The organism is Nocardioides alcanivorans, assembly GCF_021555175.1.
GTDB classification, from domain to species: Bacteria; Actinomycetota; Actinomycetes; order Propionibacteriales; family Nocardioidaceae; genus Nocardioides; species Nocardioides alcanivorans.
The window spans coordinates 24,705-36,915 of the sequence record NZ_JAKGRW010000028.1 but is presented as its reverse complement, the minus strand read 5'-3'; the positions used below and the strand labels follow the sequence as shown (position 1 = coordinate 36,915).

The window sequence follows — 12,211 nt, the reverse complement described above, 5'->3', positions numbered from 1 at the left end:
GATTTCAGGGAACAAAAGCAAAGATGCCGCTTTCATCGTGACGTGATTAACTGGGGGTGCAAACCCTAGTCCGTTGTCTGGGCGGGGTGTTGTCGGGACACATGCCGCGCGCCGTCGAGCGTTGCCACTGGCGGTGAGGGCGGTGCCGCCCGCTTCGGCGAGGCCTGCGCTCTCCTCGACGATCTCGACCGCCGCGGGCAGGGCGAGTGGATTTCCGCGGGGTAGACTGCGGAGACAATGCCGGATATGTCGGCCGGCCGTGCACGCACCTGCGCAGAGTGGTAGCACGCCGGGCAAGGTGGCGGATCGAACAGTTTTCGACGAGGACTTTCGTCGAGCTGGATTGCCCCGCCTTCGGCCTGCATGCTTGGCGGGCCACGGCTACGGCGGTCGATCGAGGGCTGCCAGGTCTGCGTCCTTTCCCAGGGATTTACCGTCTTCGGTGGCGAGGCGAGAAGATCGCGAAGGTCAGCTTATCGGCTCACGGATCATCGGCATGGCTTATCCAGGGAGGGTGTCGTCTGCCTTCTTTACGCACGCGTACGTTCAGATCGATCAAGTAACTCGCCGGCGGCCACGTTCTCCGCCGCCCTCACGATACCATCGCCGGGCGATCGTCAGCCGGCGAAGACCCGAGGACTCTGCGGGCGGCCAAGCCCGGGCGTCTGCTGGCGGCGGCCGACGAGGAGGACGCCCGACTACGTCAAGGCGCTGCTCAGCGGCCTGCCGCAGAACAATCGTAACGAGTCTCGGCCTTCGACGAAGTGGCGTCGACTCCGCGCCGACCGATTCGACCTGAGCCTGGGACATCATCTGACCGCCTGGGCGATCGATCGACGAGCTCGAGGTCCGCCGCCTTCGTCAGGGTCGGGTCGTCGTGTCAACCAGGTTCCGCCGGCACATTCGAGAGCGTCGCCTCGCTGCGCGTTTGCGATGCGGTCCCGGTACTTCAGCCGACGTCCTGGCCTTGCCGCTGAGCGGAACGCTGTCGCGCGACGCGTACGCCGAGGCCGTCCTCGCCGGTGACAGCCCGCAGCTCTGGCGGCGCCTACGACGATGGGGCTTCCCAAGTTGGTCTTCGTCGGGCGCAGCCGACTGCTCCAGGACAGCTTGCGGGTGCAGAGTCGAGACCGAGGGCGGCGCGAGTGAAAAGCCGAACTGACCGATGAGTGCCGAGGCACCAGGCCGCTGGCGGCAACCTGCGGCTTCCGGTTGTTGCGCGGTCAGCGGGCGAACGAGCTACGGGGAACATCCCGCTGGGGAGAGAAGCCCGCCGAGGAGAAGGTCACCGGGAGGCAGCAGCCGCTGTCGCGGTAACGCCGACGTCAGGTTACTTTTTCGCCTGGGGTTTCCGGGATCGAGTGCAAAACCCCGCGCGACAGCACGCGAGCCTGCCGCGACGCACGGCGTCGGCGGCTTGCCAGCGCCTCCTCGACCTTCAGCCACGACGCCAGCCTCCGTGACCGCGACGGGCAAATTGATGAACCCAGCCGCCGCAGCCAGGACGGACGGCACACACCTACGTCTGCGGAATGCAATCTTCCTCGTCACACTGAGGGAAGGGAAACTCCCGAGCGTCCCACATCTTCCGCTGTGCACTGAAAAAGCCCGGCACGCTCGGTCCCGGCATCGCCTGACCAGCGTCGTCGCCGACAACGGCGCCACCTCAACACTACGCCTGCCGCCCGGGTCACGGTAGCAGACTCCCGGATGGAGCTCCGGCAGCCTGTTCGCGAAGGGGTCGATGGCGGCGTCGACCCGATGAACGGCGAGATGCCGCGCGGCCTTGCTCATCGAGTTCCCGGCGCCTACCGTTCTGGGCGGCACCGAGGGCGCCGCCACGCCGCCACGCCACCGACGCGGGATGGTGGCGACGTCCACGGGCAATCACCTGATTTTGGTACCAGCCCACCAGGCTGGCGACAGCAGAACGATCCCTTTATCTACTCTCGCCACGCGCAGACCAATTCTGCCGGCGCTTCGTTCATCCGTCACTACCATTTCCTGCTGTACCCAGCGTGCACGCGCGCCCGACGCCACCTCCACGACGGCGAGCCTGGCGGTCGACCTGACGGCACGCGCGATCAGGTCAGTGAACTGGGACCTCGACCGCGACGCGCCGGCGCGACTCCGCCTCGAGGGCCGCTATGCCGCGCCCGTGCGCACCACGGTCGACTGACGTCGTCGGCAACTGTCGCCGACCTGCAGCGACATGGACGTCACGCCCTCGGTGGCATCACACCAGCCGACCGACCGACGTTTGGCGACCAGAGCAGCTACTCGTCGTTCATCCTTTTTGAACAGGGCAAGCGACGGGCGCACGGCAAATTCTCGGCACTCCCGATCGCTGTCGGGTGACCTCTACGACGCGGAGGGCCTGTCCCGCCGGCGGCGTCCAGCCCTCGCCGTGTGGAGCCTGAGTCCGACGGATCGCCAGCTGCGCGCGGCCGGCGGGTCTCCGGCAAGACGAACGCTCGCCATCCCGGCGCGCCATGGGTCCTGAACGGTCTCTACCCCACCAATCTTCTTCCTCCCGCACGCTGCCGATCTCATCTTCGACGCCAGCCTCGTGGACGGCTCGCTTCGCTGATGCCACTTCACCTGGGGCAGCGGGGCCACGTTACTGCACCCAGCAGTCGCGCAACACCTACCGACAGACCTACACCACACCGCCGGACAACGACTCTCGCCCGGAGTCGTTCATCGAGGTGGCTCGCCGATTTCGCAGGGCGGGCGGCGCCACCACCTTCGACCAGGTCGGCGACGACCCGACGGGGCCGAGCTGGAGTACGCCGCGCGCCCCGAAGCGGCGGGGGCGCCGAGCTGGTCGCGTTCGCCTTCGATCACGGCTGGTGCCCACGGATGGACTTCTCCGATCTCCGTTTCCGTACTTCGCCGAGGGAAGAATTCGGGCGCGGTCGACAGCCGTTCTGTACGACGAGCGTCGATTGGTCTGCCCGCTCGCCGTGACGCTCGATCGGCGACTGATGGCAGGCCGGGCCGGCCGTTACCGCTCTCCGGGTGCTTCATCAGCCAGATGGGTCGACGCGGTTCCGCCGTACCCGACCGGCGATCGGGCGCGATAAACCACCTGCCCATCGTCGTCGTGCGCCATCGGCGAGTCGCCGCTCGCTACCGAACTCCCTCCAGCTCGTCGGCCTGGCCTGGTCGGACGCCGACGTGGCTCGTGCGATGGGCTACGTGGCGGGGCCATACCAGGGCCGGTGCATGGGTGGTGTGCACCCGGGCGTCCGCCTGCTGCTCGACCGCGTAGCCCATCGCGAGCACGTCGGCGTCCGACCAGGCCGGGCCGACGAGCTGGAGGGAGTTCGAGTAGCCGAGCGAGGTCTCGCCGATGGGCACGACGACAGTGGGCAGGCCGACGTTGGACGTCAACACGCCCGTCGCCCGGTCGGAGGAGAGTACGGCGGAGCTCGCGTCGTTGTTGCCCATCTGGCTGATGAAGCCCGGGTAGGCAACGGCGTCGACCCCGGCCTCCTCCATCCAGTCGCCGATCACGCTCTTGTAGGCGTCGCGACGGGCGAGGTAGTTGTCGACGCTCGTGTCGTCGTACGGGACCCGGCTGTCGACCGACGTGCCCGCCACGTTGTAGGGCAGGTTCGCCAGGTTCTTCCACACCTCAGCAGGGGTGCGGAGCGGGAAGGTCGACTCGGAGTCGATGTAATCGGTCCATCCGTGGGCACCGGAGTTGCCGGTGATGGGACCGGGCGCGGCCGGCTGCGCGGGAGGAGGAGTGAGCTCGACCAGCTCGGCGCCCGCCGCTTCGAGGGCCGCCTTGGCGTCCTCGAACGTGTCGGCCCCCGTCGGGTCGTCGCCGACCTGGGTCGAGGTGAACGACGACGGCAGGTAGCCGATCTTCCTGCCCTGCAGGGAATCGGCGTCCAGGCCCTCGGTGAACGACTCCGGGCGGAGGTCGTTGTCGACGCGGTTGGTCAGGATGTCGTCCGGGTTGTTGCCTGACTGCTGGGTCGCGGTCGTGTCGAGCAGCATCGCCAGGTCGGTGACGGTCTGGCCGATGGGCCCTGCATAGTCCTGCCCCCAGGTGAGTGGCATGACGCCTTCAGCGCTGGTGAGGCCGTCGGTGCCACGGAAGGTCGAGAGGCTGGCGCCCGTCGAAGGTGCATAGAGCGAGACCCCGGTCTGTGTGCCCAGTGAGATCGGGGCCAGGTCGGCGGCCACTGCGGTGGCCGAGCCACCGGAGGAGCCGAAGGAGGTCTTGGACGGGTAGAGACCGTTCCAGGACTGCATGAAGCCGCTCTCGCTGAAGGAGCCGGAGTTGGCGAACTCGGAGAGGTTCGTCTTGCCGAGGAAGACCGCACCGGCCGCGCGCAGCTTGGCGATCTGCCACGCGTCGGACTCGGGCTTCCACGTGGCGAGGGACTGGACGCCGCCGGTGTTGGGCAGGCCCTCCACGTCGTAGAGGTCCTTGACGGCGATCGGGATGCCGAGGAGCGGCCCCGTGCGGCCGTCGGCACGCGCGGTGTCGGCAGCGGCTGCCTCGTCGAGGGCCAGGTCGGACACGTGGATGAACGACTTGAAGCCCAGCTGCTTCTGGTCATAGGCGTCGATCCGGTCGAGGTAGGCCTGTGTGATCTCCACCGAGGTGACGATCCCCGCCTCCATGTCACGCTGCAGGTCGGCGACGGACCTGCCGGTGACGTCGTAGTCGACCGTGGTGCGCACGGGCGCCTCCAGCGGCGCGGCCGGGAGTCGGAGCGGGTCGGCGCCGGCACACGTCGCCGGGTCGAAGTCCGGAAGGGCCGCGAGGTCCCAGTTCGCCACGGTGCAGACCTGGTCGACGCTCAGCGTGCCGAGATCCGGGTCGGCCGCCAGGCTCGCCGTCGTGGAGGTGACGTCGGAGGTGTCGCCCCGCGCGCCGACGTACACGTAGTGCAGCAGGGAGGCAGTGGCACCGGGCTCGATGGTGAGGTGACGGACGAAGCCGGGGTTGTTCTGCGCGGAGCCGGTGGGGGAGTAGTCGTCGTCGAAGGGATCGTTCTGCTGGTCGCCGAGCCTGGTGGGCTCGGTGCCGACCACGACACCCGTCGGGCGGTAGTTGCCCGTGGACGTCGCCACCATCCACGTGTCGTCGGTGGCGAGCACGTCGTCGCCGCTGGAGGTGGCGGAGACGACGCCAGCCGTGGCGGCGCCCTCGGTGCCGACGCCCAAGGAGCCGCCGAAGGATGCCGAGACCGTGACGGGTTCGGTGGTGGTGTTGGTGAAGGTGTCGAAGAACAGGCCGGTGCTCGTCGCCCTGTCCACGTCGAGCTTGCGGCTGACGCTGACGCCGTCCAGGCGGACCGAGGCAGTCGAGGTGTAGGAACCGGGGGTGACCTCGGTGAGCCCGAAGCCGCGCAGCATCTCACCGTTCATCGGGTCGACGCCGCCATCGACCTTCATGAACAGGCTGCCGAAGGCCTCCATCCGGGAGTCGCTGACGTTGCGGATGCTGCCGGTGTCGAGGCCCGGACGGCGGGCATCGTTGATGTTCCAGGTGGCGCCGTTGTCGGCGGTGACGCTGGTCAGGCCCTGGGCGATGCCGGGGACCAGGGCGGTGCCGAGCGCCAGTGCGCACAGCGCCGGAACCAGGCGAGAAGTGTGGGACATGCGGGGTTTCCCTCCCTCGAGTGTTGACCCGAGAAACCTAGGAAGGTTGCATTCCGCAGACGTAAGTGTTGTGTGCCGTCCGTGTAACGCGGTGGCCCGGCTGGGTTACAAGATGGGACAGCCGCGAAACAAACGTGTGCCGTCGCGGTCACGGAGGGTGCGACGACACGAAAGCGCCAGCGCCGCCCTCCGTTGGGGGAGGACAGCGCTGGCGTCGTGTGAAGAGGTGTCGATCAGCGGGGAAGGGCGCTGGCCCGCCAACCGCCGACGCCGTGCGTCAACGGCGTGCGGTGGGTACGTCGCGGTGCTGCCCACTGTCGCGCGGGACGCTTGGGCGCCTCGGTCGATCCCGAACCCAGGGCGGAGAACACTGCCACGATGGCTGCGATCTCCTCCGGCGTCGCGTCGGCGTTGACCACCTGGAGCAGCGGCTGCTGCGCCTCGGTGACCTTCTCCTCGGCGGGCTTCTCCCCACTCACAGCGGGATGTTCCCGTGCTTCTTGGCCGGCAGGATCTCCCGCTTGTTGCGCAGCAGACGCAGGCCGCGGACGATCTCGGCGCGGGTCTCGTGCGGACGGATGACCGTGTCGACGTAGCCCCGCTCGGCGGCGATGTAGGGGTTCGCCAGCGTGGTCTCGTACTCGTCGATCAGTTCGGCGCGCTTCGCCTCGACGTCGCCGCCCTCGGTCTCGATGGCCGCGAGCGTCTTGCGGTGCACGATGTTGGCCGCACCCTGGGCGCCCATCACGGCGATCTGGGCAGTCGGCCACGCCACGTTGAGGTCGGCACCGAGGTGCTTGGAGCCCATCACGTCGTAGGCGCCGCCGTAGGCCTTGCGGGTGATCACGGTGACCAGCGGGACGGTGGCCTCGGCGTACGCGTAGATCAGCTTCGCGCCGCGGCGGATGATGCCGTTCCACTCCTGGTCGGTGCCCGGCAGGAAGCCCGGGACGTCGACGAAGGTGAGTACCGGGATGTTGAACGCATCGCAGAAGCGCACGAAGCGGGCGGCCTTCTCGGAGGCGTCGATGTCGAGTGTGCCGGCGAACTGCATCGGCTGGTTGGCCACGACGCCGACCGGGCGACCCTCGACCCGACCGAAACCGACGATGATGTTGGGCGCGAAGAGCGGCTGGACCTCGAGGAAGTCCTCATCGTCCACGACCGTCTTGATCACGTCGTTCATGTCGTAGGGCTGGTTCGGGGAGTCCGGGATGATGGTGTCCAGGCTCAGGTCGAGGTCGGTCGGCGCGAGGTCGGCCTCCTCGTCGAAGGCCGGGGCCTCGTCCATGTTGTTCTGCGGCAGGTAGCTGAGCAGCGCCTTGACGTAGTCGAGGGCGTCCTCCTCGTCAGCCGCCATGTAGTGGGCGTTGCCGGACTTGGTGTTGTGCGCCCGCGCGCCGCCCAGGTCCTCCATGGAGACGTCTTCGCCGGTGACGGTCTTGATGACGTCGGGCCCGGTGATGAACATCGCGGAGGTCTGGTCGACCATGATCGTGAAGTCGGTGACGGCGGGGGAGTAGACGTGGCCGCCGGCGCAGTTGCCCATGATCAGGCTGATCTGGGGGATGACGCCCGAGGCGTGCACGTTGCGCTTGAAGATCTCGCCGTAGAGGCCCAGGGAGACGACACCCTCCTGGATGCGTGCGCCGGCGCCCTCGTTGATGCCGATGATCGGTGAGCCGGTCTTGAGCGCGAGGTCCATGACCTTCACGATCTTCTCGCCGTACACCTCACCGAGGGAGCCACCGAAGACGGTGAAGTCCTGGGAGAAGACGCAGACCTGGCGGCCCTCGATCGTGCCGTAGCCGGTGATGACGCCGTCGCCGTAGGGGCGGGTCTTCTCCAGGCCGAAGGCGGTCGACCGGTGGCGGGCGAGTTCGTCCAGCTCGACGAAGGATCCCTCGTCGAAGAGCTGTTCGATCCGCTCACGGGCGGTCTTGCGTCCCTTGGCGTGCTGCCGCTCCTGCGCCTTGGCGGCAGGTGCGTGCACGGCCTCGTCGACCCGACGCTCGTAGTCCGCCAGCTTTCCGGCGGTGGTGTGGACGTCGATGTCGTCGGGCACGTCCGTGCCCTCACCGATGCTTGCGCTCACGTGTTTGGCCTCCTCCTGTTAGCGGGGCCAATCTAGTGCCCATGACTTCCACACCGGACGCGCGCCCACCCCTTGATCCGTCTCGCCTGCCCGCGACGGTCGAGATCGTCGAGGAAATCGGCTCCACCAACGCGGGCCTCGCCGAGCGGGCGCGGGCAGGCGCTCCCGCCGGCACCACCCTCACCACCGAGTGGCAGACGGCGGGTCGTGGTCGTCTCGACCGCGGTTGGACCGTGCCCGAGCGCGCGGCGCTGACCTTCTCCACGATCCTCCGCCCCGACCTGGCACCCGCGGACTGGCCGTGGCTCCCGCTGTTCGCGGGGTACGTCGTCCACGAGGCACTGGTGTCCACCGTCCCCGGGGTGGTGCTCAAGTGGCCCAACGACGTGCTCGTCGAACCGGACGGCAAGAAGCTCTGCGGCATCCTCGTCGAGCGGGTCGACTCCCCGATCGGACCGGGTGCGGTCGTCGGCATCGGGATCAACGCCGACCAGACCGAGGAGGAGTTGCCGATCGCCCGCGCGACCAGTGTCCGTCTCGCCACTGGGGCCTCCGTCGACCGCACCGCGTTGCTCGCCGAGCTGTTGGCGACATTCGAGCGCGAGGGCCACCTGCTCGACGACATCGACGAACTGCGGCGCCGCTACGAGGAGCGCTGCATCACCGTCGGCATGGAGGTGCGGGTCGAGCTCCCCGCGGACCGGCAACTGCTGGGCACCGCGGTCGGCATCGATCCGTCGGGCCGGTTGCTGGTGCGCAGTGGTGCCGACACCGTCGCGGTCGGGGCGGGGGACGTCGTACACGTGCGGCCTGCGGCGTCGTAGGCCACACGAGGGCCCCGGCGTCGTGCGCCACGGCACACCGATTGCCGACAGCAGGTGGTCGGGAGTGACATGATGCGGGTATGTCCATCTCACCCAAGCTGCTCAACGAGGGCGAGCACGTCGTCGTCTCCTGCCGCACCCACGTCAAGGCCCTCTTTGGCCCGATCCTGGTGATGCTGCTGGTGCTCATCGGCGGGATCGTCCTGACCGTCCTCGAGATCGGCAATGACACGGTCGACTCCACCATCAACTATGCGGCGTGGCTGCTGATGCTCGTCGTGGTGGTCTGGTGGATCGTGCGGCCGTTCCTGAAGTGGTGGACCACGACCTACACGTTCACCAACCGACGGTTGATGTTCCGCTCCGGCTTCATCGCCAAGGAGGGACGCACGATCCCGCTCAACCGCATCAGCGGGGTCGACTTCGAGATCGACGTGCTCGACCGGATCTTCGGGTGCGGCACCCTCGTGGTGACCGACGCCAGCGAGGCCGGGCGCGTCGAGCTCCACGACATCCCGAAGGTCGAGCAGGTGCAGAAGGTCGTCTCCGAGGAGCTCCACCGCCAGGCGACAGGTGGTCGCGCCGACGATGGCACCTGATCCCCGCTATCGGGACATGTCGAGGAGGGGCTCGAGCACACGCTGCTCGGTGACACCTCGAAGTGGACCGCTGACGAGGTGGCCGAACGCAGCGGCACCAGCCCGGAGCAGACCAAGCGAATCTGGCGTGCCCTCGGCTTCCCCGAACCCGAGTCCGACCGGCCGTACTTCACCGACAGCGACGTCGAGGCCGTCGCGCTGCTCAACCGACTGATCGAGTCGGGAATCTTCACGCTCGACACGGCACTCAACCTGACCCGTGGCGTCGGGCAGACCATGTCGCGACTGGCCGACTGGGAGGTAGCGACCCTCTCCCCACGGCTGGAGGAGGTCGCGGCCGAACGGGCCGCTGCCGACGGCGGCGAAGGCGCCCGGATCTCGCTCGCAGCGCTGCTGGCCGAGACGGTTGCTGAAGACTTCGAGAAGTTGATGATGCATGCTTGGCGCCGGCACCTCGCTGTCGCGGTGTCGCGGATGGAGGCGCTGGAGCTGACGTCCGACACGCAGTCGAGCATGGAGCTCACGGTCGGCTTCGCTGACCTCGTGCAGTTCACCGCCCTCACCAACGAGATCGGCGAGATCCGTATCGGTGACCTCGTCGAGGTCTTCGAGTCGCGCTGCCACGACGTCGTCTCGCGCAACCGAGGCCGAGTCATCAAGAGCCTCGGTGACTCGGTGCTCTTCGTTGCCCTTGAGCCTGTCGCCGCCATGGAGATCGCCGAAGGCATCGTGTCGGTGATCGGCCGGGACGCGCGCATGCCCGACGTACGGATCGGCCTGGCCACCGGTTCGGTCGTCAACCGCATGGGCGACGTCTTCGGCCCGCCGGTCAACATGGCGGCTCGCCTCACTGCGGTGGCCCGCAAGAACCGGATCATCATCGACCAGCACACCGCCGACCTGCTGCCCGCCGATCGTTGGGAGACCCGCCCGATGCCGGCCCGCCCGGTCCGTGGGTTCGGACTCGTCGAGCCGATCACCGTCCGTCGTCGTTGACCGCGAACCTTCACTCAGAATCCGCGAACCTTCACTTGGAGTGCGCGCGAGATTTCACTTGGCCCGCAACTGAAGGTTCGCGCGATGCGACTGAAGGTTCGCGGTGTCCAACTGAAGGTTCGGGGGAACCCGGGCGGCGACGATTCGGGTCCGCTGTTCTAGGCTTCGCGCGTGGCTGATCCGCGTCCCCTTGCCCCGACCGTTGCCGTGATCGGCGGCGGTCAGCTCGCCCGGATGATGGCCGAGCCGGCTGCGGCGCTCGGTATCCCGCTGCGTCTGCTGGCCGAGGCGCCCGGCGTCTCCGCCGCGCAGGTGATTCCCGACCAACTGGTCGGTGACTACCGCGATCTCGACACGCTCGAGCAGGTCACCGCGGGCTGTTCGGTGGTGACCTTCGACCACGAGCACGTGCCCACCGCGCACCTGCACGCCCTCGAGCGGGTGGGCGTGGCCTGCCGGCCGGGCCCCGACGCCTTGGTGCACGCGCAGGACAAGGGCGTGATGCGCACCCGGCTCGAGGCACTTGGCGTGCCCTGCCCGCGCAACGCCATCGTCACAGGTGCCGCTGAGGTGGCCGACTTCGGATTCCCGGCGGTGCTCAAGACCACCCGTGGCGGGTACGACGGCAAGGGTGTCTGGGTGGTGCGCTCCGAGACCGACTGCGCCGAGGCGTTCGCTGCCGCTGAGGCAGCCGGCGTCCAGATCCTTGCCGAGGAACTCGTCGACTTCCGTCGAGAGCTCTCCGCCCTCGTCGCCCGCTCACCCAGCGGCCAGGCCGCAGCGTGGCCGGTGGTCGCCTCGACCCAACGAGACGGCATCTGCCACGAGGTCATCGCCCCGGCTCCCGACCTCTCCGACGAGCTGGCCACCGCCGCGCAGGAGATCGCGCTCCGCGTCGCCGGCGAGCTCGGTGTCGTGGGCGTGATGGCCGTGGAGCTGTTCGAGACCAACGACGGTCGGATCCTCGTCAACGAGTTGGCGATGCGTCCGCACAACACCGGCCACTGGACCCAGGACGGCGCCGTCACCAGCCAGTTCGAGAACCACCTGCGCGCCGTACTCGACCTGCCCCTCGGCTCTCCCGCACCGCGTGCGAGGTGGACCGTGATGGTCAACATCCTCGGCGGCCCCGACGACGCCGGTCGTCTGTACGACGGCTATCCGCACGCCATGGCCCGCGACCCGCACCTGCGGGTCCACCTCTATGGCAAGGAGATGCGTCCGGGCCGCAAGGTCGGGCACGTCAACACCTACGGCGACGACCTCGAGGACTGCTTGGAACGGGCCCGCCACGCGGCGGCCTGGTTCGCGGGTGACCTCGGTGACGAAAGTGAGTGAGCAGATGACGCAGGCACGTGTGGGCATCGTGATGGGATCGGACTCCGACTGGCCGGTCATGCAGGCTGCCGCAGAGGCTCTCGGCGAGTTCGACATCGTCTTCGAGGCTGATGTGGTCTCGGCGCACCGGATGCCCGACGAGATGCTTGACTACGGTCGCGACGCCGCGGGCCGTGGGCTCTCGGTCATCATCGCCGGCGCTGGGGGAGCGGCCCATCTGCCCGGCATGCTGGCCGCGGTGACACCCTTGCCCGTCATCGGCGTCCCAGTGCCGTTGAAGTATCTCGACGGCATGGATTCGCTGCTCTCGATCGTGCAGATGCCGGCCGGCGTACCAGTGGCGACGGTCTCCATCGGCAACGCTCGCAATGCCGGTCTCCTGGCCGCCCGGATCCTTGCTGCCTCCGACCCGGAGCTGCAGCAGCGGATGGTCGACTTCCAGGCCTCGCTGCGAGACGCCGCTCACGCCAAGGGCGCGGTCGTCCGAGACGCTGCGGCCGGGCCGCGCAAGGCTGGCTTCTGACCTCGAAGGTCGACCTCGCAGGGGAGGGTTGATCTCGACAGGCTCGATCACCGGGTGGGCTCGATCACCGGGTGGGCTGTGGTTTCGTGGGTCGAGCTTGTCGAGACCGTTTGGCCGGGTGATCTCGACAGGCTCGATCATCGGGTGGGCTCGATCATCGGGTGGGCTCGATCATCGGGTGGGCTCGATCATCGGGTGGGCTCGGTCA

8 protein-coding genes are annotated in these 12,211 nt (G+C 68.2%); 5 read left to right on the top strand and 3 right to left on the bottom strand.

Annotation, left to right across the window (positions count from 1 at the left end; all coding sequences use genetic code 11):
• Window positions 1-3,132: 3,132 nt before the first annotated feature.
• From L1066_RS15350 to L1066_RS15340, 3 genes are all read right to left on the bottom strand, one after another.
• Complete coding sequence (locus tag L1066_RS15350; protein WP_235737154.1) at window positions 3,133-5,628, bottom strand: amidase; 2,496 nt, start codon at window positions 5,626-5,628, stop codon at window positions 3,133-3,135.
• A 233-nt stretch (window positions 5,629-5,861) separates the two neighbouring features.
• Window positions 5,862-6,107, bottom strand: coding sequence for an acyl-CoA carboxylase subunit epsilon (locus L1066_RS15345; protein ID WP_235737153.1), 246 nt, complete (start codon window positions 6,105-6,107; stop codon window positions 5,862-5,864).
• On the bottom strand, window positions 6,104-7,693 hold the full coding sequence (locus tag L1066_RS15340) for an acyl-CoA carboxylase subunit beta (RefSeq protein WP_235737156.1): 1,590 nt from the start codon (window positions 7,691-7,693) through the stop codon (window positions 6,104-6,106). The genes L1066_RS15345 and L1066_RS15340 overlap by 4 nt, the downstream gene beginning before the upstream one ends.
• Window positions 7,694-7,764: 71 nt before the next feature.
• Here L1066_RS15340 and L1066_RS15335 point away from each other — a divergent pair, with 71 nt between their 5' ends.
• The 5 genes from L1066_RS15335 to purE all read left to right on the top strand — a co-directional run bounded on the left by L1066_RS15335 (window position 7,765) and on the right by purE (window position 12,003).
• A complete protein-coding gene (locus L1066_RS15335) occupies window positions 7,765-8,547 on the top strand; it encodes a biotin--[acetyl-CoA-carboxylase] ligase (RefSeq protein ID WP_235737151.1) in 783 nt (260 codons plus the stop codon).
• Window positions 8,548-8,627: 80 nt separating this feature from the next.
• Window positions 8,628-9,146, top strand: coding sequence for a PH domain-containing protein (locus tag L1066_RS15330; RefSeq protein ID WP_235737150.1), 519 nt, complete (start codon window positions 8,628-8,630; stop codon window positions 9,144-9,146).
• Window positions 9,147-9,188: 42 nt separating this feature from the next.
• The gene (locus tag L1066_RS15325) at window positions 9,189-10,142 is read left to right on the top strand and encodes an adenylate/guanylate cyclase domain-containing protein (protein ID WP_249224912.1); all 954 of its coding nucleotides are present in this window, start codon (window positions 9,189-9,191) and stop codon (window positions 10,140-10,142) included.
• Between the two features lie 171 nt (window positions 10,143-10,313).
• Window positions 10,314-11,480: a 5-(carboxyamino)imidazole ribonucleotide synthase gene (locus L1066_RS15320; protein ID WP_312007914.1), complete on the top strand. Its 1,167-nt coding sequence runs from the start codon at window positions 10,314-10,316 to the stop codon at window positions 11,478-11,480.
• Between the two features lie 4 nt (window positions 11,481-11,484).
• Window positions 11,485-12,003: a 5-(carboxyamino)imidazole ribonucleotide mutase gene (gene purE, locus L1066_RS15315; protein ID WP_235737147.1), complete on the top strand. Its 519-nt coding sequence runs from the start codon at window positions 11,485-11,487 to the stop codon at window positions 12,001-12,003.
• Window positions 12,004-12,211: the final 208 nt, after the last annotated feature.

Bases quoted from the DNA above. Each gene is read 5' to 3' on its own strand.
- purE (WP_235737147.1), top strand. From the start codon at position 11,485: ATGACGCAGGCACGTGTGGGCATCGTGATGGGATCGGACTCCGACTGG.
- L1066_RS15350 (WP_235737154.1), bottom strand. From the start codon at position 5,628: ATGTCCCACACTTCTCGCCTGGTTCCGGCGCTGTGCGCACTGGCGCTC.
- L1066_RS15335 (WP_235737151.1), top strand. From the start codon at position 7,765: ATGACTTCCACACCGGACGCGCGCCCACCCCTTGATCCGTCTCGCCTG.
- L1066_RS15330 (WP_235737150.1), top strand. From the start codon at position 8,628: ATGTCCATCTCACCCAAGCTGCTCAACGAGGGCGAGCACGTCGTCGTC.